Consider the following 21,745-nt stretch of genomic DNA (forward strand, 5'->3'; position numbering starts at 1 on the left):
CTGTCATCGTAATTTAATAAATTATGAAGAGGTTTGACTCTAATTAGAATCTTACTTATGAATAAGCATCTTACCCTAAAAAAAGAGTTTCAAAAATTGCTTCAAGAGCATCCACACTTATATGTTTGGTTAACAGAGGATATACTTTATGGCGTATGGTATTGTAATTTTAAGAACCCTGATGAATTTTTTATAAATGATGCTTTTAAAAAAACACTAAAACATCCTCCTCTTAAAGTTCAAGGACCTTCAGTGTCATTTACTGATATTTTAACTCCAAAAGAAAAGAAAAAAATAGAGAAGCAGGTGCGTTCTTGTCAAAAAAGTGTTTCAGGAAATTTTGACGCTCTTTTTCAATTTAAGAATTATCAGAATGAAACTATAGTTCTACGGGCTATAGGAAAAACCATTTTAGAAGAATCTGGGAGTAAGAAAGGGCTCATCATAAAGTTTTTAAACCCTGACATTTTTGAAAATCAAACCCTTGATTTAAAGAAAAAAACCCTTGCTTTAGAAAAACTACAGAAAATATATGATGAAACGAATGAAATTGCAAGAGTAGGTGGATGGGAAGTTGATTTGGTGGCAGGTTCTGTTAATTGGACTAAAGTAACAAAAGATATTCATGAGGTGGAGCAAACTTACAATCCCGATTTGGCTACCGGGATCAATTTTTATAAAGAAGGCCATTACCGAGATCTGATAACCAAATTGGTTAATGATGCCGTAGAAAAAGGTACTCCTTTTGATACAGAGCTAAAAATCGTAACCGCAAAAGGGAACGAAATATGGGTAAGATCCTTTGGTAAACCTGAATTTGAAGAAGGAAAATGCGTCAGAATATATGGAGCCTTTCAGGATATTAACGACAAGAAGAAACGAGAGCTTCAGATGAAGGAAACCAAGGAACATTTCGAGAAAATTTTCACGAATTCTTCCATCGGAATGTTACTTGTAAATACAGATAATAAGGTTATAATGGTCAATCAGGCTATTTATGAAATTTTTGAGTTTAAAAAATCAGATAAAGAAAAGATTCTGAATTTGACTTTTAGGGATTTGTTGCATTCCGATTATGTGGAAAAAGCAATATTAAATCGACAAAAACTTCTTGCAGGAAAAATTAGTAGTTATAAGACTGAAGCGAGATATTCTACAGCTAAAGGGAAAATGATATGGTGTGCCACAAGTTCGGCCATGGTGCGTGGGCATAGTGGTTCTGAAGATCTTATTATTACACAGGTAGAGGATATTACTAAAAGAAAGGAGCTGGAGCATCTTGCATTGGAAAATTCTAATAAGTTTATGAATGCTTTTGAATATTCCCCCAACGGAATGGGAGTTGTTTCTATAAGCGGAAAATGGCTAATGATTAACAAAAACCTGTCTCAGATGATCGGGTACAGTAAAGAAGAACTTTTACTCCTAAGGTCAAAAGAGATAACCCATAAGGATGATTTATATAATGATACGGAGTTTTTACGTGAGTTAATAAGTCAAAAACGCGAGTCGTACAGTGTTAAAAAGAGATATATTCATAAAAATGGAAAAATAGTATATTGTTTCTTAAATGTTTCTTTATTAACCGATAAATATGGCAAGCCTACTTCGTTAATCGGTCAAGTTGTGGATATGACTGAAAGTATAAAGTCGGAGAGGGAATTAAAAGAGACGTTAAATGATCTGCAAAATCTTCTTGCCGCAACTACACATGTATCTATAATAGAAACAGATTTAAACGGTATTGCTCGTAAATTTAATAAAGGAGCTGAAAATCTTTTGGGGTATAAGGCAGATGATGTAGTGGGGTCGCTTAATGTAGGAGTATTGCACGATCCTACAGAAGTAGCAAAAAAAGGCTTGGAACTGTCAAATAAATATAAAAAAGAGATTACAGGCTTCAATGTATTTATACACAAAGCGAACTTTGGGGAACACGACTCAAGCGAGTGGACTTATATCCGTAAAAATGGAAAAAGATTCCCTGTACAATTAGTCGTTACAGCTATCAAAAACGCCGAAGGGGAAATAACCGGTTATTTAGGTGTAGCTACAGATATATCCAAATTAAAGGAAATGGAAATCTCTTTGGTTAAGGCAAAACTCAAAGCAGAAGCGGCCAGCAAATCCAAATCTGAATTCTTGGCAAATATGAGCCATGAGATAAGAACGCCGTTAAACGGTGTGATAGGTTTTACCGATTTATTAATGAGGACCAAACTTTCTGACATCCAAAAAAAATACATGCATACGGTATATAATTCAGCAAATGTCTTGTTGGATTTATTGAGTGACATACTTGATTTTTCAAAAATCGAAGCGGGTAAATTAGAAATAAGTATAGGAAGAACTGACTTAGTGAAGCTTTGTGGGCAGACAATTGATATAATTAGACATCAAGCACATGAAAAAGGATTGGAAGTGCTACTAAATATACCCCCAAATACAAATAGGTTTATACAAGCGGATTCAGTGCGTTTACGCCAAGTCCTCACTAATTTGCTGGGCAATGCTGTGAAATTCACCGAAACAGGGGAAATTGAGTTAAAAATAAGGTCGAAGCCAAATCCAAACAACAAAAAAGAGATGCTTTACAAATTCTCTATTAGGGATACAGGTGTGGGTATTGCTCCGAAGAATTTAAAGAAAATATTTACTGCGTTTGACCAAGAAGATGCGTCGACCACTAGAAAATATGGAGGAACCGGTTTAGGTTTAACAATTAGCAATAAATTGCTTCAACTGATGAATAGTCAACTAGTCGTAGAAAGTAAATTAAGCGTTGGTAGTACCTTTTCATTTACGGTGAGTTTTGAAATCGAAAAAGAAGAAAACCATAAAGTTAGGAGGTCAAAAAGCATTAAAAATATTTTGATTATTGATGATAATTTCAATAATCGTACTATTCTAGAGAACATGTTGGCTATTGATAAAATTGATTCAACATTGTTTGCCAATGGTGTAGATGCCATTGAATTTTTGGAGAAGGAAAATCCTTTTGATTTGGCAATAATAGATTACCACATGCCACATATAGATGGTTTGGAATTAATTAGGCATTTTAGGGAGAAAATGTCACTGACTTCTGTAGACCTTCCGATAATCTTATTACACAGTTCTGGAGATGATAAAAAAATACATAAAGTATGTAAGGATCTTGACGTGCAATTTAATGTGGTTAAACCTATTCAAATGAATACTTTATTTGAATTGATTGGGAAAATTGATGACCCATTAATAAAAGTTAAACAGGAAGAGTCTGACGTTGAAGGTGTAGATTTATCCCAACGATCCTTTAATATATTGGTAGCAGAAGATAATCCAGTAAATAAATTTTTATCTAAAGTCATTATACAGAAAATTCTTCCCAAAGCAACCATTTATGAGGCAAATGACGGACTTGAAGCTGTTAGGTTTTATGAAATAAAAGAGATAGATCTTATTTTTATGGATATACAAATGCCAAATATGAGTGGTTTTGAAGCTACTGAACAAATAAGAAAGATGGAAAAAGGAAAAGAACATATACCTATTATTGCTTTAACAGCAAGAACTGTAAAGGGAGAAAAAGAACGCAGTTTAGAAAATGGAATGGACGATTATATTACCAAACCTGTAATTTTAGAGACAATAAAAAAGGCTATTATAGAATTTTTGGTCAAACCCCAAAAATAAACACATAAAACAAAAAAAGCAAATAAAAAAACTGATAATCAGATGGTTATCAGTTTTTTTATTTGCTTTTTTAAGATTTAGTCGGTGTGGAAGGATTTTTATAAAATTACAACTGATTATATTTCAGTGTTTTAAGCACTTTTAATTTAGTCTGGTTTATTAAAATCAAGAAGAACTATTTAAAAACAACATTTTGAGTTGCTTTTAAAATTCTAGGATTATTCAATGATATATAATCATATTTTAATTAGTATAATTATTAATTATCTTTTCATGAAAACTCTAAATATTTTTTAGCTTAAAAGTCAAAACCTATGAATTATACAAGTCTTCTTTAAAATTGTGTAATACATTAGCCCCCATGTGTCATCACCTTTGTAATGTGAAAATATAATCACAAAAAAAAAGAATTATGAACTTAACTTTTAACATTATGAAAACTAAAAAATTTTTAACAGCACTTGCTTTTGCATCTGTAGTCTTAATTTCGGGATGTTCACAAGATGACACTAGTATTGTACTTACGCCACCTGCGATAACTACTACCGCCCCAGCAGACAATACAACAAACGTAGGCCGTTCAGCTAGCATTTCAGTTACTTTCACCAAAAACATGGATGAAGCAACAATTAATACTACAACATTTGTGGTGAAACAAGGAACTACGGTAGTACCTGGTGTGGTAAGTTATTCAGCGAAAATCGCAACATTTACACCAACAAATGCCTTGGCAGCTGGTGCAAAATATGACGTTTTAATTACAACGGGCACAAAAGATATAGCGGGCACCCCTATTGCTGCTGAAAAAAAATGGAGTTTCACAACTAAAAGTGCTTCTGCAGCTCAAGCGGTAGTAAATCTTAAATCATCAGTAAATTATGTGATTCTTGCCAAAACAGCAATCAACAACAGCCCTACTTCAAATATTACTGGAGATTTAGGATTAAGTCCGGCAGCAACATCTTATATAACAGGACTTTCATTGACAAATTTCACTGGGTATGCAACATCTGCACAGATTACAGGAAAAATATATGCAGCAGATATGGCTACACCTACTTCAGGTAATCTAACAACAGCAGTTCAAGATATGATATCTGCATACAATGATGCCGCTGGTCGTCCAACACCTGATTTCCTTAACCTTGGAACAGGAAATCTTGGTGGTAAAACACTGACTCCTGGGTTGTATAAATTCACAAGTTCAGTTACATTACCAACAAATGTTACTATTTCAGGCGGCGCTAACGACGTATGGATTTTTCAAATATCTGGAGATCTTGTTATGAGTGCGGATGTAAATATTACACTTGAAGGTGGTGCACAAGCTAAAAACATTTTTTGGCAAGTAGCTGGTGAAGCAGTTTTTGGAGCCACGTCACATTTTGAAGGTGTTTTATTATCATGGACAGGAATCACATTTAAAACAGGTGCTACTTTTAAAGGCCGAGCTTTAGCAGGAACTGCAGTTATTCTTGACATCAACACTGTTGTGGGTCCAAACTAAAACCTTAATGAATTTAACTTATTATAGCATATTATTTGAGTACAAAAAAGACAGGGATTAATCCCTGTCTTTTTTGTTTTTTTTTAAGCTTTCTTAGAATTTAGAAATTAAAAAAGATTCAGAGAATGCAACGAAAACGAATTTTAGGTTGTTATCTAAATTATTTTAGAACTATAAAAATTTATACTGCCTTGAGTAAATACAACCCATATATAATAAGTTGTTTGGCTGGTGAAAATTATGTAAATTGATTACCTGTTTTTTAATATTTAGAATATGTATTCAAAAAACTACACCACGCACAGTACTTTTAGTTTGCTTTCATTCATCACTGTAGTTTTTATACAAACTCCAAAGAATAAAAAATCATCAATTAGTGGTGTAATATAATAAAACAAAGACACTATAATCATACAATTAATAATGCTTTGATACTTCTTATTTCTAGGTTCGTCGGGGTGGCAGGATTAACTTCGTTCATCCTGATTTAGGGTTTGTTGCTAATAAAAGCTATCACTCTCTTGGGTCATTTTCTTTTTTTATGCTGTTGTTTTTGAGCTTGCTCAAACAAGTTCATAAAAAAAGCTCTGCAAAAATTGCAAAGCTTTTATTGTCGGGGTGGCAGGATTCGAACCTGCGATCTTCACGCTTTTAGCGTGACGCGATGTCGTTCATATATCTTTTAGCTCCACGTTTTTTAATTTTTCTTTCAAATGCAATTGCTTCAGGTTTTGAAGAAAAATTAGTTTGATAAATGATATTCCAGTCTTTTACTTTTGCTGTAAATCCTTTGTGATTAAATAAGTGTTCTTGAAGTCTTTCTTTTACATCTTTGCAAGTATAACCAACATAGTGTTTTTGGAGTTGAATAGAAAAAAGAATATAGACAGTAAACATTCTTCTAAAATAAGAAAAAGTTGAATATAAATTAAATATTCAACTTTTAGTCGGGGTGGCAGGATTCGAACCTGCGACCTCCTCGTCCCAAACGAGGCGCGATGACCGGGCTACGCTACACCCCGAAATATGAAATTTAGTGTAAATTGTATCAAAATAGAAACACTTTAATATACTATTAATTTCGGATTGCAAACATACTATATTATTTCTATATTGTAAAGCAATTCTGTTTTAAAAATAAGGAACAAGATGAAGAATTTAAAATCAATTTTTGGAATACTACTAATGTGTGTTTTACTGCTTAGTTTTATCAAACAAAACAAAGGAGAATTGCAAAAAAGTAAAGAATACGAATTGGTTGTTGCAGATTTATCAATTCCGTGGGGATTTACTTTCTTGCCAGATAATTCGATGCTGATAACAGAAAAAGAAGGAAAGTTAATTCACTTTATAAAAGGCAAAAAAACAGATATTACTGGATTGCCAAAAATTAAAGAACAAGGTCAAGGTGGTTTGATGGATATAGAATTGCATCCAAATTATAAAAAAAATGGTTGGATTTATCTTTCTTATGCATCAGGAAACTCTAAAGGAGCAAACACAACGTTGATGCGTGCAAGATTAAACAATTCTAAATTAATCAACCAAGAAGTTTTATACAAGGCAAGTCCGAATTCTAAAAGAGGACAGCATTTTGGTTCTCGAATTGCTTTTGATAAAAAAGGGTATGTGTATTTTAGTGTTGGTGATAGAGGAAATAGAGATGAAAATCCGCAAGATATTACAAGAGATTGTGGTAAGGTTTATCGTTTGCATGATGATGGTAAGATTCCAAAAGACAATCCGTTTGTAAATGTGAAAAACGCGAAAACTGCAATTTATAGTTTCGGACATCGGAATCCGCAAGGAATGGAAATAAATCCGTTTACGGGAGAAATTTGGACGCACGAACACGGACCAAGAGGCGGAGATGAAATTAATATCATTAAAAAAGGAAAAAATTATGGCTGGCCAACAATAAGTTACGGAATCAATTATAGCGGTACAAAATTTACAGATAAAACCGCTTTACCAGGAATGGAACAACCGTTGCATCAATGGACACCGTCAATTGCGCCAAGCGGAATGGCTTTTGTAAACTCTGATAAATATCCAGGTTGGAAAGGCAATTTATTAGTTGGTTCTTTAAAATTTCAATACATTTCTAATTGCACTTTAAAAAATGGAAAAGTACTCAAAGAAGAAAAAATATTGGAAGGCTTGGGTAGGGTTCGTTCTGTAGAACAAGGAAATGATGGTTATTTGTACGCAGGAATTGAGCAATTAGGGATTGTTAGAATACTTCCAAAGAACTAATTTGAAGCACGATTGGTTTTTGTTATAAAACTATTTTAATTTATCATATCATATTCTTCAAGAAATAGTTTAAAAAAAATACATTTGCAATTATAAAATTAAAACAACAATGGCAGAAAGAATTAAATGTTTAATTATCGGTTCAGGTCCAGCAGGATATACAGCAGCAATTTATGCAGCAAGAGCAGATATGAAACCAGTAATGTACACAGGAATGCAAATGGGCGGTCAATTAACGACAACCACAGAAGTAGATAATTACCCTGGTTATCCAAACGGAACAGACGGAACTGCAATGATGAATGATTTGCAAAAACAAGCAGAACGTTTTGGAACAGAAGTGCGTTTTGGAATGGTCACCAAAGTTGAATTGAATGAACAAGTTGGTGGAATTCACAAGATTATTGTGGATGAATCAATAGAAATTGAAGCAAATACAATAATTATATCAACAGGAGCAACTGCTAAATATTTAGGCATAGAAAGTGAACAACGTTTAATTGGCGGTGGAGTTTCTGCTTGTGCAACCTGTGATGGTTTCTTTTACAAAGGGCAAGATGTAGTTGTTGTTGGAGCAGGAGATACAGCAGCAGAAGAAGCGACGTATTTAGCAAATATTTGTAAGAAAGTTACCGTGTTAGTGCGTAAAGATTTTATGAGAGCTTCAAAAGCAATGCAACATCGAGTTAACAAAACGGCAAACATTGAAGTTATATATAATTCTGAATTAGATGAGGTTCTTGGAGATAATGTTGTAGAAGGTGTTAGAGTTGTAAATAATCAAACAAAAGAGAAGCATACTATTGATGTTACTGGAGTTTTTATTGCCATTGGGCACAAACCAAATTCAGATTTGTTTAAAGGTGTTTTAGACATGGATGAAGTAGGTTATTTAATAACGAAAGGAAAATCTACAAAGACAAATTTACCAGGCGTTTTTGCTGCTGGTGATATTCAAGATAAAGAATACAGACAAGCAGTAACTGCAGCAGGATCAGGTTGTATGGCAGCTTTAGATGCCGAACGTTATTTAGGTGCTTTAGAATAAAAAATGTTTAAACATAAAGTATAGAAAAGAGGATTTATATCTATAATCTGTGTTTTTTGTATTAAAAAGACCGTTAATTTTTTAACGGTCTTTAACAAACAACTAAATTCTAAAACTTATAAAAGTTTAAGAAAATTTTAAATATTTTTAGAAACAATATTTGTTTTCTGATTTTACTTTTTCTGCAATAGCAATACGTAAATCTACAATATCTGGATAGTTTACATATTTTACAAAACGTTTAAGACCCATAAGTAACATACGTTGCTCATCACCTTCAGCAAAAGAAATAATACTTTCTTTTCCATTTTTTTCTACTATTGAAACGGCATTATATAAGTATAATTTTGCCATAGCAATTTGTACCGTTTGTGCATTTTCACCAAAGCGTTTTGCGTTCTTTTCTGTTCTTAGTATAGCAGATTCTGCCATATAAATCTCAATTAATATATCAGAAGCAGCAATAAGTAATTGTTGGTGAGCTTCCAGATCTGGGCCAAATTTTTGCACAGCAGCTCCTGCAACCATAAGAAAGACTTTCTTAAGTTTAGCAATCATTTCTTTTTCTTCAGCAAATAGCTCAGAGTAATCTGGTGTATCAAAAGAAGGAATTCCCATGAGTTCTTCTTGAACCGCTTGAGCTGGACCTAATAAATCTACATGACCTTTCATCGCTTTTTTCACCAACATTCCAACAGATAACATTCGGTTAATTTCGTTAGTCCCTTCATAAATACGAGCAATTCGGGCATCTCTCCAAGCGGCTTCCATTGGTGTATCTTCTGAGAATCCCATACCGCCAAAAATCTGGATACCTTCGTCTGCACAATTCTGTACATCTTCAGAAACCGCAACTTTTAGAATAGAACATTCAATTGCATATTCTTCAACACCTTTAAGTTCTGCCTCCTGATGCGAATTTCCTGCAGCAACACGCATTGCAATACGATCTTCAATATTTTTTGCAGCTCTGTAAGTTGCCGATTCGCTAACATAGGCATTGGTCGCCATTTCGGCCAATTTTATTTTTATAGCTCCAAAATCAGCAATTGCTGTGTTAAATTGTTTGCGCTCATTGGCATAGTTTATAGCAGTTGTTGTGATGCGACGTTGCGAATCTAAACAAGCAGCAGCTAATTTAATTCTGCCAACATTTAGGGCATTCATGGCAATTTTAAAACCTTCTCCACGTCCTGCTAACATATTTTCTGCAGGAACAACGGTATCACTAAAAAATACTTGACGTGTTGAAGAAGCTCTAATTCCTAATTTGTGTTCTTCTTCTCCTAAAGTAATTCCGTTTGGATTTTCTCCATCATATTCAACAATAAATCCAGTAATATTTTTATCTTTTTCGATACGCGCAAATACAATCATCAAACTACAGAAACCTGCGTTTGAAATCCACATTTTAGCACCGTTAATTTTATAACTTTTTCCGTCTTCTGATAAAGTAGCAGTTGTTTTTCCAGAGTTTGCATCAGAACCAGCTCCGGGTTCAGTTAAACAATACGAGCCAAACCATTCTCCGGTAGCTAATTTAGGTACGTATTTTTGTTTTTGCTCTTCAGTTCCGTATAATGTAATAGGCATTGTTCCAATACCTGTATGAGCACCAAAAGCTGTACTAAAAGAACCTGTTCCGCTTGAAATATAATCACACGTTAACATGGTAGAAACAAAACTCATTCCTAATCCACCATAAGCTTCAGGAACAGCAACACCTAGAAAACCTAATTCACCAGCTTTACGCATTACTTCTTCAGTCAATGCATACTTTTTTGCTTCAAATCTTGCTTTGTGAGGAATAATTTCACGTTCGTTAAACTCCATCACAGCTTCTTTCATCATGGTTTGCTCTTCCGTAAAATCTTCTGGAGTAAACACATCTTCACAGTTTGTTTCTTTGACAAGGAATTGTCCTCCTCTTAGTAATTCTTTATTTGTTGTTTCCATTTTCCTATCCCTAACCCTTTCCGAAGGAAAGGGAACTTGTCCGGGTTATTTTAAGTTATATTTTATTTTAATTATATATTTTTATTCAAATACTCTAAGTCTTCTAAGTCTTCCCTTTGGGAAGATTTAGATGGGATTTTATTATTTCAAAAACTCATAAATTCCTGCAGCACCTTGTCCGGTTCCAACACACATGGTAACCATTCCGTATTTTCCAGACATATCTCTTTTGCGCATTTCATCAAATAATTGCACAGATAATTTTCCTCCTGTACACCCTAAAGGATGCCCTAAAGCAATCGCTCCACCATTTACATTTACGATCTCTTGATTTAGCCCTAATTCTCTCATTACAGCTAAAGATTGAGAGGCAAAAGCTTCATTCAATTCGATTAATTCAATGTCACTTTGTTTTAAACCTGCTTGTTTTAATGCTTTCGGAATTGCAGCAACTGGGCCCATTCCCATGATTCTTGGCTCAACGCCGGCAGCAGCATAATTTACCATACGCGCAATCGGTTCAATGTTTAATTCTTTCACCATTTTTTCACTCATAATTAACACAAACGCGGCGCCATCACTCATTTGAGAAGAATTACCAGCAGTTACACTTCCGCCTTGAGCAAATACAGCTCTTAGCTTTGCTAACGCTTCTTTGCTTGTTCCTGCTCTTGGTCCTTCATCTTTTGTAACGGTATATGATCTTGTTGCTTTTTTACCATTCTCATCAACATAAGTTTGTGCTACATTGATAGGGACAATTTGATCTTGAAAACGATTTTCTGCTTGTGCTTTTAACGCTTTTAAATGAGAATTGTAAGCAAATTCATCTTGATCTTCTCTAGAAACTTTAAATTGATTTGCTACTGCTTCTGCAGTATTTCCCATTCCCCAATAATATTCTTCATAACCAGATTTTACTAATTCGTAATTCAATTCTGGTTTAAACCCGGTCATCGGTACTGCGCTCATGCTTTCTGCTCCACCAGCAATGATACAATCTGCCATTCCGGCTTGAATCTTAGCTGTTGCCATTGCAATAGTTTCTACACCAGAAGAACAAAAACGATTTACGGTAACTCCAGGAACATCAACTATGTTTAATCCCATTAAAGAAATTAAACGAGCCATATTTAACCCTTGAGAACCTTCTGGCATTGCATTACCAACAATCACATCGTCAATACGTTTCTTGTCAAAGTTTGGTAATTCATCCATCATGTATTTGATGGTTTCTGCAGCCAATTCATCTGTTCTTTTAAAACGGAATACACCTTTTGGAGCTTTTCCAACTGCTGTTCTGTATGCTTTTACTATATATGCTGTTTTCATAATTTTCGATTTTTAGATAATTAGATTTTTCGATTTTTGGAAGTCTAATAATCTAGAATTCCAATAGTCTAATTATCTAATTACGTAATGGTTTTCCTGTTTTTAACATGTGTTGTATACGTTCTAATGTTTTCTTTTCTGTACAAAGACTTAAGAAAGCTTCACGTTCTAGATCTAATAAATATTGTTCTGTTACTCTTGTTGGTTCAGATAAATCTCCACCAGCCATTACATAGGCTAATTTATTGGCAATTTTCTGATCGTGTTCTGAAATGTATTTACTTGCTTCCATAGAATCTGTTCCTACTAAGAACATTCCCAATGCTTGTTTACCAAGAACCAATACATCTTTTCGTTTCATTGGTTGAGTATATCCGGCTTCTGCTAATAAAATTGCGTGTTTTTTAGCTTCGGCAATTTGACGCTCTTTATTTACAACAACAACGTCTTTTCCTTTTTGTAAAATTCCTAAATCGAAAGCTTCATAAGCAGAAGTTGCAACTTTTGCCATTCCGATTGTTAAGAAATATTCTTGCAATACATTTAATTGTACATCACCTTTGTGGAATAAATCTTGGGCTCTTAAAGCCATTTCTTTTGATCCACCACCACCAGGAATTACACCAACTCCAAATTCTACCAATCCAATATAGGTTTCTGCAGCTGCAACTACTTTATCTGCGTGCATTGAAATTTCACACCCACCACCTAAAGCCATTCCGTGAGGAGCAGAGATGGTTGGAATTGAAGAATAACGCATGCGCATCATGGTATCTTGAAAATATTTGATAGCCATGTTTAGCTCATCATATTCTTGCTCAACAGCCATCATAAAAATCATTCCAATATTTGCTCCGACAGAGAAATTTGGTGCTTGATTTCCGACAACTAATCCTTGAAAATCTTTTTCTGCTAAATCAATCGCTTTGTTGATTCCTGCTAACACATCACCACCAATGGTGTTCATTTTAGATTGGAATTCACAGTTTAAAATTCCATTTCCTAAATCTTCAATCACAACGCCAGAATTTTTAAACACTTCGTTCGATTTTCTGATATTATCTAAAATGATAAATGAATCTTGCCCAGGTTTTTTAGTTTGTGCTTTTTCAGGGATACCATAATAAAAAGTAGCACCTTCTTTTACAGTATAAAATGAAGTTGAACCATTTGCGAACATTTCTGTAACCCAAGCAGCAGGAGTTTTACCTTCTGCTTTCATAATTTCAATTCCTTTTTCTACACCAATTGCATCCCAAATTTCGAATGGTCCATTTTCCCATCCAAATCCGGCTTTCATTGCATCATCAATTCTGTAAACTTCGTCAGAAATTTCTGGAATACGGTTAGAAACATATTCAAACATTGCCGAGAAATTTTTTCTATAAAATTCCCCAGCTTTGTCTTTACCACTAACCAATACTTTAAATCTATCAATCGGTTTATCGATTGTTTTTGTCAACTCTAAAGTTGCAAACTTTGCTCTTTTACTTGCTCTGTATTCTAAGGTATCTAAATCTAACGTTAAGATTTCTTTATTCCCATTTGCATCCACAGATTTTTTGTAAAAACCTTGACCTGTTTTACTTCCTAACCATTTATTTTCCATCATAGTGTTGATGAAACCAGGCAGTTTAAACAAATTATGCGCTTCATCATCAGGACAGTTTTCATAAATTCCGTTTGCCACATGAACCAAGGTGTCTAATCCAACAACATCAACGGTTCTGAAGGTTGCAGATTTTGGTCTACCAATTACAGGACCCGTTAATTTGTCAACTTCTTCAACAGTTAACCCCAATTCTTTTACTTGATGAAATAAAGACTGAATTCCGAAAATTCCAATTCTATTTCCAATAAAAGCGGGCGTATCTTTTGCTAAAACCGAAGTTTTTCCTAAGAACTTAGAACCGTAATCTAGTAAGAAATCAGTTACTTCTGGTTTACAATTTGGACCAGGAACAACTTCAAACAATTTTAAATATCTAGGTGGATTAAAAAAGTGTGTTACCGCAAAATGTTGCTGAAAATCATCACTTCTTCCTTTGTTCATAAAATGAATTGGAATTCCAGATGTATTTGAAGAGATAATGGTTCCAGGGGTTCTAAATTCTTCAATTTTTTCAAAAACTTGTTGTTTGATATCTAAACGTTCAACAACAACTTCCATTACCCAATCTACATCTTTTATCAAATGTAAATCGTCATCTATATTTCCTGTGGTAATTCTATCAGCAAATGCTTGAGAATAAATCGGAGAAGGTTTCGATTTTAACGAAGTTGTTAATGCATCATTTACCAAGCGATTTCGAACAACTTTGTCTTCTAAAGTAAGTCCTTTTGCTTTTTCTTTATCATTGAGTTCTCTAGGAACAATGTCTAATAAAAGCACTTCAACACCAATATTGGCAAAATGACAAGCAATTCCGCTTCCCATTATTCCAGAGCCAATAACTGCTACTTTTTTAATTCTTCTAGTCATTTGTTTGTAGTTTATTTTTATACAGCTTTTTTATTGATTTCTTTATAAATCTGTTTGTCTGCAATTAATTTATTAATAGTAGAAGTTACTTTAAAAAAGGTGTCAATTTCTTTTTCTGTAAGTTGTTCTCTAACAACTTCATTAAATTGGATGACAGAATCTTTAGATATTTTTCGCATCTCTTTTCCATATTCTGTTAATTTAATAAGTACACTTCTTCCGTCATCAGGATTTCTTTCTCTAGAAACAGCACCTTTGTCTTCCATTGTCTTTAAAATTCTTGACAAACTTGTTGGTTCCATTCCCATTAAAGGGCCTAAAGCGGTTGATGGCGTTCCGTTTTCGTAATCAATAGTTAACAACACAAAAGCGGTTGCCATTGTGCTATCGTGCTTTGCAGCTTGCTCGTTATACAGTTTTGCAACTGCTTGCCAAGTTGCTCTTAATTGATGATCTATTGAAAACGTTTTATCCATGTTTACAAATGTATAAAAAAAATGTTATGCATGCATAGTAAATAATAAAAAGATTATGCGTGCATAGTAAATTTTTATTGTAATACTTCATTTTATCAACAAACAATTAAAAACTAATGCGATGGAGTAAGAGAATATTACTTAATTTTGTTCCTTATCAAAAATTACTAGTATTCGTTTAACAATCAAACCAAATCAATGAGTAACTTATTAGAAATAAATAATGTAACGAAGAAATACGGAGAGTTTACGGCTTTAAATAACATTTCTTTAAGCATTCCAAAAGGAAGTGTTTTTGGGTTGTTAGGTCCAAATGGAGCTGGAAAAACATCATTAATTAGAATTATCAATCAAATTACATTGCCAGATAGCGGAACTATTTTGTTAGATGGGCAACCTTTGCAGCCAAGTCATATTGAACAAATTGGTTATTTACCAGAAGAACGCGGTTTGTACAAAAGCATGAAAGTTGGTGAGCAAGCGTTGTATTTAGCACAATTAAAAGGTTTGTCTAAAACGGAAGCTAAAAAACGATTGAAATATTGGTTTGATAAATTTGATATTGCTGCTTGGTGGGATAAAAAAATTGAAGAACTATCAAAAGGAATGGCGCAAAAAGTACAATTTATTGTAACAGTTTTGCATCAACCAAAATTATTAATTTTTGATGAACCTTTTTCTGGATTTGACCCGATTAACGCACAATTAATTGCCAAAGAAATTTTACAATTGCGTGATGAAGGAGCAACCATTATTTTTTCTACACACAGAATGGAATCGGTTGAAGAAATGTGTGATGAAATTGCTTTGATTGATAAATCGAACAAAATTGTTGACGGAAAACTAGACGATATCAAACGTCAATACAGAAGCAATACTTTTCAGATTGGATTAAAAACGGCTAATCCTTCAGAAATTGAAACAATTTTAAAACAACAATTTGAAGTTACTCCAACAGATTTTAGAATGTTAAGTGAAGGGTTTACAGCAAATGTTAAAATTCCTAAAAACGAATCTCCAAATCAATTAGTATCTTTATTAACAAAGTATGGAGAAGTGCAACATTTTCTAGAATTGGTGCCAAGTGCAAACGATATTTTTATTCAAGCAGTAAACAAAAATAGCTAAGTTATGAAGAAGTTAAAATTAATTATTAGAAGAGAATTCTTAGCAAAAGTGAGAAACAAATCATTTATAATGATGACTTTTTTAAGTCCGTTATTAATGGTCGGAATCGGATTTTTAGTATTTTATTTAAGTAAAAAGAACGACGAAAAAGTAAAGGAGATTGTTTATGTAGATGAATATAAATTATTTGCTAAAGAAGATTTTAAAGATTCTAAAACAGTACACTATTTAGATTATACAGCGTTAGGAATTGACGAAGCGAAAGCGAAAGTTGAAGCAGGAAATTACTACGGCGTTTTATACCTTCCTAAAAAAGACAGTTTAGAAACCTTGGCAAATGCTATCGAGTTTTATTCAAAAGATTCGCCAAGCATGTCGATGATTGGAGATTTAGAAAACAAAGTAGAAGCCAAGTTAAGACATCTTAAATTAGATCAATTAGGAATCGATTCAGAAAAAATAAAAGCATCACGAATAGCAACAGATATTAAAATGTATAATTTTTCTGGAGAAGAATCATCCAAATTAATTAATGGGTTAAAAATTGCCGTTGGTGTAATTGCAGGCTATCTATTAATGATGTTTGTAATGATTTATGGAACGTCTGTAATGCGAAGTGTGATCGAAGAAAAAACAAGTAGAATTATAGAAATAATTGTGTCGTCTGTAAAGCCTTTTCAGTTAATGTTGGGTAAAATTATCGGAAATGCTTCAGCAGGATTGCTACAATTCTTTATTTGGGGAATTATTTTGTTGATAATAAGTTTTGTTTCATCATCTGTTTTTGGAGTTGGTATGACAGAAGTGCAAGCTTCAAAATTATCACCAGAACAACTAGCAGCAATGAAAGACGTTGCAGGAAACGGAGAAATGCAATTAGCAATTCAAGAGTTTTTTAGATTGCCATTAGTAACCATTTTTATATTGTTTATTTTTTACTTTTTGGGCGGGTTCTTTTTATACAGTTCTTTATTTGCAGCTGTTGGTGCAGCGGTTGATAACGAAACGGATACACAGCAATTTATGTTGCCAATAATGTTGCCGTTAATGTTAGGCGTTTATATTGGTTTTGCAACCGTAATTAATGATCCTCATGGACCTATTTCTACCATCTTTTCTATGATTCCATTTACATCGCCAATTGTAATGTTAATGCGAGTTCCGTTTGGGGTTCCTTGGTACGAAATTGCAATTTCAATGACACTATTAGTGCTTACTTTTGCATTTATGGTTTGGATGGCAGCTAAGATTTATAGAGTTGGAATTTTAATGTATGGTAAAAAAGCAACCTATAAAGATTTGTATAAATGGATAAAATATAAAGGATAAAATGTATCTTTAAAACATGGAAAAAATAAAAGAGTTTTTAAATTATTCGTTTTCTTTTGGTGAAAAAATACAGATAAACGTTTTGGCGATTATTATATTAATTCTGGCTTTAATATTTACAGGATTTCTGTTAAAAGTATTGCGAAAATTTATCACGAGAAAACTGCCAGATAACGATAAAGTAAAATTTATATCCGTCTTTAATTACTTAAAATGGTTGATCTATATTATTATTTTTTTAATAACAATGCATACCTCTGGAGTTAATGTAACTGCAATATTTGCAGCATCAGCAGCCTTGTTAATTGGAGTTGGTTTGGCTTTGCAAACCTTGTTTCAAGACATCATTTCGGGTATTTTTATTTTAATAGATCAATCAGTACACGCTGGCGATATTATTGAGTTAGAAGGAAAAGTTGGTCGTGTTACAGAAATTAATTTGCGAACGACAAGAGCTGTAACTGTTGATAATAAAGTGATGGTGATTCCAAATCATATGTATTTAACAAATACCTTATATAATTGGACGGCAAATGGAGAAGAAACGAGAGAAGGAGTAGAAATTGGTGTTGCTTACGGAAGTGATGTTGCACTCGTAAAAAAGATATTATTGCAAGTGGCATCAGAACACAAATCAGTATTAAGTTATCCAGAGCCAACAGTGCTTTTTACCAATTTTGCAGACAGCTCTCTCAATTTTCGTGTTGCGTTTACCATCAATAATAGCTTCGAAGTGCGTCATGTACAAAGTGAAATTCGTTTTGAAATTGATAGATTGTTTAGAGAAAACAAGGTTGCAATTCCTTTTCCACAAAGAGATATTCACATTATAAATAAATAAAAAAAGTATGCCGAAAATTTTAATCATTGAAGATGAAGCAGCAATTAGAAGAGTATTAAAAAAGATTATTTCAGAAGAAAATGATACTTATAATGTAGAAGAAGCAGAAGATGGTTTGCAAGGGATTGAAATGATTATGAATACGGATTATGATTTGGTTTTTTGTGATATAAAAATGCCTAAAATGGATGGTGTTGAGGTGTTAGAAAAGGCAAAAAAAATTAAACCAGAAATTCCTATTGTTATGATTTCTGGTCACGGAGATTTAGAAACTGCCGTAAATACAATGCGTTTAGGAGCTTTTGATTATATTTCTAAACCACCAGATTTAAATCGTTTGTTAAACACCGTTCGTAATGCATTAGACAGAAAAGAATTGGTAGTAGAAAACAAACGCTTAAAGAAAAAAGTGAGCAAGAATTACGAAATGGTTGGAGAAAGCGATGCCATTTCTCATATTAAAGAGATTATAGAAAAAGTTGCACCAACAGATGCACGAGTTTTAATTACTGGGCCAAACGGAACAGGAAAAGAATTGGTTGCACATTGGTTGCACGAAAAATCGGATCGTTCTAAAGCAACAATGGTAGAAGTTAATTGTGCTGCAATTCCTTCTGAATTGATAGAAAGTGAATTGTTTGGTCACGTAAAAGGAAGTTTTACAGGAGCAAATAAAGACCGAGCAGGAAAGTTTGAAACCGCAAATAGCGGAACTATTTTCTTAGATGAAATTGGCGATATGAGTTTGTCTGCACAAGCAAAAGTATTGCGAGCTTTGCAAGAAAATAAAATCTCCAGAGTAGGCTCTGATAAAGATATTAAAGTAAATGTACGTGTTGTTGCAGCAACCAATAAAGATTTAAAAAAGGAGATTTCTGAAGGTCGATTTAGAGAAGATTTATATCACAGATTGGCAGTAATTTTAATTCAGGTTCCAGCATTAAACGATCGTAGAGAAGACATTCCGTTATTGGTAGATTTCTTTTCTCAGAAAATTGCAGAAGAACAAGGCGGTGCAAAAAAGGCATTTTCTAAAGAAGCAATTCAATTACTGCAAGAATATGATTGGACAGGGAATATTCGTGAATTAAGAAACGTAGTAGAACGTTTAATCATCCTTGGAGAAAAAGAAGTCACAAAAAGTGATGTAAATTTATTTGCTAGTAAATAATCATTAATTGAGTTAAAAATAAAAAAAGGGAATCAAAATATTTTGATTCCCTTTTTTTATTTTTATAAAAGATTATAAATCATAGCGATCAAGATTCATCACTTTGGTCCAAACAGCAATAAAGTCTTTAACAAATTTTTCTTTGTTATCATCTTGTGCATAAACTTCAGCATACCCTCTAAGAATTGAGTTTGAACCAAAAATTAAATCTACTCTTGTAGCAGTCCATTTAGGCTCTCCTGTTTTACGATTACAAATTTCGTAAATACCGTTACTTGTTGGTTTCCAATTATATGACATGTCAGTTAAATTCACAAAGAAATCATTGGTTAAAGCCCCTTCATTTTCAGTTAAGACACCATGTTTAGTGTCTCCATAATTAGTTCCCAGTACTCTCATTCCACCAATTAAAACAGTCATTTCAGGTGCTGTTAATCCCATTAATTGAGTGCGATCTAACATGATTTCTTCTGGACTTACTACAAAATCTTTTTTCAACCAATTTCTATAACCATCAGCCAACGGCTCTAAATAATCGAATGATTCTGCATCTGTAATTTCATCAGTTGCATCTCCACGCCCTGGTAAAAAAGGCACACTTATATTCATGCCTGCATTTTTAATAGCTTTTTCAATACCAACATTCCCCGCTAAAACGATGGTGTCAGCAACACTAATTCCAAATTCAGCAGCAATTGATTCTAAAACAGTCAACACTTTTGACAACTTTTCTGGTTCATTTCCTTGCCAATCTTTTTGTGGAGCTAAACGAATACGCCCACCATTAGCTCCTCCTCTGAAATCGGAACCTCTATATGTTCTTGCGCTATCCCAAGCAGTTGAAACCATTTCTGATATAGAAAGACCTGAATTAGCTATTTTAGTTTTAACAGCATTTACATCATAATTCTTTTTTCCTTTCGGAATTGGATCTTGCCAAATTAAATCTTCTTTTGGGGAGTCAGGTCCAAAATAACGTTCTTTTGGTCCTAAATCACGATGTGTTAACTTAAACCAAGCACGTGCAAAAGCATCTGAAAAACCATCAAAATCATTCTTAAATTTTAAAGAAATCTCTCTGTAAATTGGATCAACTTTCATTGCCATATCTGCATCTGTCATCATTGGGTTATGACGAGTAGTCATGTCTTCAACATCAACAGGCATATCTTCTTTTTTTATAGTTACAGGTTCCCATTGTGTAGCTCCTGCAGGGCTCTTACGTAATTCCCATTCGTGGTTAAATAGCATTTCAAAAAAGCCATTGTCCCATTTTGTTGGGTGTGTTGTCCACGCTCCTTCAAGTCCGCTTGACACAGTATCACGCCCTACACCAGTTCCCGTTGGGTTAGACCAGCCTAAACCTTGTTCTTCTGGAGAAGCAGCTTCTGGTACTGGACCTAAAATACTAGCATCTCCATTACCATGAGTTTTTCCTACTGTATGTCCTCCTGCAGTTAAAGCAACTGTTTCTTCATCATTCATTGCCATGCGTTTAAAAGTTTCACGCACTTGAGAAGCTGTTTTTAATGGGTCAGACTTTCCATTAACACCTTCTGGATTCACGTAAATTAAACCCATTTGTACTGCTGCTAAAGGATTTTCCATTGTTGAAGGGTCATCAACATTTTCATAACGCTCATCACTTGGCATTAACCATTCTTTTTCTGCTCCCCAATAGGTGTCTTTTTCGGGTCCCCAAATATCTTCTCTACCAAAAGCAAAACCAAAGGTTTTTAAACCCATACTTTCATAAGCAATAGTTCCTGCTAAGATTATTAAATCTGCCCAACTTACTTTGTTTCCATATTTTTTCTTGATTGGCCATAGCAAGCGTCTTGCTTTATCTAAACTAACGTTATCTGGCCATGAATTAAGTGGTGCAAAACGTTGATTTCCAGTTCCGGCACCTCCACGACCATCAGAAATTCTATAAGAGCCTGCTGCATGCCATGCCATACGAATCATTAGCCCTCCATAATGTCCCCAATCTGCTGGCCACCAATCTTGACTATCTGTCATTAAATTATGCAGGTCTTTTTTAAGCGCTTCAACATTTAGTTTTTTTAATTCTTCTTTATAGTTAAAATCTTCCCCTAATGGGTTTGTTTTTGTGTCGTGTTGATGTAAGATGTCTAAATTTAATGCATTAGGCCACCAATCTATAACAGATTCCTTTGCAGTAGTATTTCCTCCATGCATAAAAGGACACTTGTTTATGTCTCCACTATGATTATTTTCCATGCTTTTATTATTTTAAAGTTGATATACTTCAAATTTACAAAAATGTTTTTGATAATTTTTATCTATATTTTTTATATAGTAATAGGTATGTTCTATAGTTCATTTATCTAAAATATATATTTTTATGTTTAATAAACTAAGTGGTGGTTGATGAAAAAGCAACTGTTAGTGAAGTAAAACAGGGTATCAATAAATCTTATTGTATGATAAAGAATAAAATTTGACAAGGTTTTTTCAAACTGTATTGTAAGTGTATATTTGCCAATTAAAAAATAAAGATTAATTAAAATAAAAATTACA

The 21,745-nt window shown here is 33.6% G+C and carries 14 protein-coding genes and 1 tRNA gene; 8 read left to right on the forward strand and 7 right to left on the reverse strand.

Annotated features, from left to right (window positions below):
* Nucleotides 1-57 precede the first annotated feature (57 nt).
* Complete coding sequence (locus tag KCTC32516_RS07625) at nt 58-3,675, forward strand: PAS domain S-box protein (protein ID WP_301399827.1); 3,618 nt, start codon at nt 58-60, stop codon at nt 3,673-3,675.
* 433 nt (nt 3,676-4,108) lie between these two features.
* Complete coding sequence (locus KCTC32516_RS07630; RefSeq protein WP_301399828.1) at nt 4,109-5,182, forward strand: ice-binding family protein; 1,074 nt, start codon at nt 4,109-4,111, stop codon at nt 5,180-5,182.
* Between the two features lie 651 nt (nt 5,183-5,833).
* On the opposite strand, the gene KCTC32516_RS07635 is transcribed toward KCTC32516_RS07630, so the two are convergent.
* Both KCTC32516_RS07635 and KCTC32516_RS07640 read right to left on the reverse strand, forming a co-directional pair.
* Complete coding sequence (locus KCTC32516_RS07635) at nt 5,834-6,079, reverse strand: GIY-YIG nuclease family protein (RefSeq protein WP_301399829.1); 246 nt, start codon at nt 6,077-6,079, stop codon at nt 5,834-5,836.
* Nucleotides 6,080-6,129: 50 nt separating this feature from the next.
* Nucleotides 6,130-6,204: transfer RNA gene (locus tag KCTC32516_RS07640), tRNA-Pro, on the reverse strand.
* A 127-nt stretch (nt 6,205-6,331) separates the two neighbouring features.
* Here KCTC32516_RS07640 and KCTC32516_RS07645 point away from each other — a divergent pair.
* Nucleotides 6,332-7,438 (forward strand): PQQ-dependent sugar dehydrogenase, encoded by a 1,107-nt coding sequence (locus tag KCTC32516_RS07645; protein ID WP_301399830.1) that lies wholly within the window; start codon nt 6,332-6,334, stop codon nt 7,436-7,438.
* 109 nt (nt 7,439-7,547) lie between these two features.
* A complete protein-coding gene (gene trxB / locus KCTC32516_RS07650) occupies nt 7,548-8,486 on the forward strand; it encodes a thioredoxin-disulfide reductase (protein ID WP_301399831.1) in 939 nt (312 codons plus the stop codon).
* Nucleotides 8,487-8,633: 147 nt separating this feature from the next.
* Here trxB and KCTC32516_RS07655 read toward each other — a convergent pair whose 3' ends face one another.
* The 4 genes from KCTC32516_RS07655 to KCTC32516_RS07670 all read right to left on the reverse strand — a co-directional run bounded on the left by KCTC32516_RS07655 (nt 8,634) and on the right by KCTC32516_RS07670 (nt 14,732).
* Nucleotides 8,634-10,442: an acyl-CoA dehydrogenase FadE gene (locus KCTC32516_RS07655; protein WP_301399832.1), complete on the reverse strand. Its 1,809-nt coding sequence runs from the start codon at nt 10,440-10,442 to the stop codon at nt 8,634-8,636.
* A gap of 141 nt (nt 10,443-10,583) precedes the next feature.
* A complete protein-coding gene (locus KCTC32516_RS07660; protein ID WP_301399833.1) occupies nt 10,584-11,774 on the reverse strand; it encodes an acetyl-CoA C-acyltransferase in 1,191 nt (396 codons plus the stop codon).
* 76 nt (nt 11,775-11,850) lie between these two features.
* Nucleotides 11,851-14,256, reverse strand: a complete 2,406-nt coding sequence (locus KCTC32516_RS07665) for a 3-hydroxyacyl-CoA dehydrogenase/enoyl-CoA hydratase family protein (RefSeq protein WP_301399834.1) — start codon at nt 14,254-14,256, stop codon at nt 11,851-11,853.
* A gap of 17 nt (nt 14,257-14,273) precedes the next feature.
* Nucleotides 14,274-14,732: a MarR family winged helix-turn-helix transcriptional regulator gene (locus KCTC32516_RS07670; RefSeq protein ID WP_301399835.1), complete on the reverse strand. Its 459-nt coding sequence runs from the start codon at nt 14,730-14,732 to the stop codon at nt 14,274-14,276.
* Between the two features lie 198 nt (nt 14,733-14,930).
* Between KCTC32516_RS07670 and KCTC32516_RS07675 the strand changes: the two genes are divergently transcribed.
* Genes KCTC32516_RS07675 through KCTC32516_RS07690 form a run of 4 tightly spaced genes read left to right on the forward strand, consistent with a single transcriptional unit; the run spans nt 14,931 to nt 19,201 of the window.
* Complete coding sequence (locus tag KCTC32516_RS07675; RefSeq protein WP_301399836.1) at nt 14,931-15,860, forward strand: ABC transporter ATP-binding protein; 930 nt, start codon at nt 14,931-14,933, stop codon at nt 15,858-15,860.
* A 3-nt stretch (nt 15,861-15,863) separates the two neighbouring features.
* Nucleotides 15,864-17,189, forward strand: a complete 1,326-nt coding sequence (locus tag KCTC32516_RS07680; protein ID WP_301399837.1) for an ABC transporter permease — start codon at nt 15,864-15,866, stop codon at nt 17,187-17,189.
* 16 nt (nt 17,190-17,205) lie between these two features.
* On the forward strand, nt 17,206-18,030 hold the full coding sequence (locus KCTC32516_RS07685) for a mechanosensitive ion channel family protein (RefSeq protein ID WP_301399838.1): 825 nt from the start codon (nt 17,206-17,208) through the stop codon (nt 18,028-18,030).
* Nucleotides 18,031-18,037: 7 nt separating this feature from the next.
* Nucleotides 18,038-19,201, forward strand: a complete 1,164-nt coding sequence (locus KCTC32516_RS07690) for a sigma-54-dependent transcriptional regulator (RefSeq protein WP_301399839.1) — start codon at nt 18,038-18,040, stop codon at nt 19,199-19,201.
* Between the two features lie 72 nt (nt 19,202-19,273).
* On the opposite strand, the gene katG is transcribed toward KCTC32516_RS07690, so the two are convergent.
* Complete coding sequence (gene katG / locus KCTC32516_RS07695) at nt 19,274-21,445, reverse strand: catalase/peroxidase HPI (protein ID WP_301399840.1); 2,172 nt, start codon at nt 21,443-21,445, stop codon at nt 19,274-19,276.
* Nucleotides 21,446-21,745 lie beyond the last annotated feature (300 nt).

Origin of the sequence: Polaribacter huanghezhanensis (assembly GCF_030444335.1) — a bacterium.
GTDB classification, from domain to species: domain Bacteria; phylum Bacteroidota; class Bacteroidia; order Flavobacteriales; family Flavobacteriaceae; genus Polaribacter; species Polaribacter huanghezhanensis.

Bases quoted from the DNA above. Each gene is read 5' to 3' on its own strand.
- KCTC32516_RS07625 (WP_301399827.1), top strand. From the start codon at position 58: ATGAATAAGCATCTTACCCTAAAAAAAGAGTTTCAAAAATTGCTTCAA.
- KCTC32516_RS07630 (WP_301399828.1), top strand. From the start codon at position 4,109: ATGAAAACTAAAAAATTTTTAACAGCACTTGCTTTTGCATCTGTAGTC.
- KCTC32516_RS07635 (WP_301399829.1), bottom strand. From the start codon at position 6,079: ATGTTTACTGTCTATATTCTTTTTTCTATTCAACTCCAAAAACACTAT.
- KCTC32516_RS07645 (WP_301399830.1), top strand. From the start codon at position 6,332: ATGAAGAATTTAAAATCAATTTTTGGAATACTACTAATGTGTGTTTTA.
- trxB (WP_301399831.1), top strand. From the start codon at position 7,548: ATGGCAGAAAGAATTAAATGTTTAATTATCGGTTCAGGTCCAGCAGGA.
- KCTC32516_RS07655 (WP_301399832.1), bottom strand. From the start codon at position 10,442: ATGGAAACAACAAATAAAGAATTACTAAGAGGAGGACAATTCCTTGTC.
- KCTC32516_RS07660 (WP_301399833.1), bottom strand. From the start codon at position 11,774: ATGAAAACAGCATATATAGTAAAAGCATACAGAACAGCAGTTGGAAAA.
- KCTC32516_RS07665 (WP_301399834.1), bottom strand. From the start codon at position 14,256: ATGACTAGAAGAATTAAAAAAGTAGCAGTTATTGGCTCTGGAATAATG.
- KCTC32516_RS07670 (WP_301399835.1), bottom strand. From the start codon at position 14,732: ATGGATAAAACGTTTTCAATAGATCATCAATTAAGAGCAACTTGGCAA.
- KCTC32516_RS07675 (WP_301399836.1), top strand. From the start codon at position 14,931: ATGAGTAACTTATTAGAAATAAATAATGTAACGAAGAAATACGGAGAG.
- KCTC32516_RS07680 (WP_301399837.1), top strand. From the start codon at position 15,864: ATGAAGAAGTTAAAATTAATTATTAGAAGAGAATTCTTAGCAAAAGTG.
- KCTC32516_RS07685 (WP_301399838.1), top strand. From the start codon at position 17,206: ATGGAAAAAATAAAAGAGTTTTTAAATTATTCGTTTTCTTTTGGTGAA.
- KCTC32516_RS07690 (WP_301399839.1), top strand. From the start codon at position 18,038: ATGCCGAAAATTTTAATCATTGAAGATGAAGCAGCAATTAGAAGAGTA.
- katG (WP_301399840.1), bottom strand. From the start codon at position 21,445: ATGGAAAATAATCATAGTGGAGACATAAACAAGTGTCCTTTTATGCAT.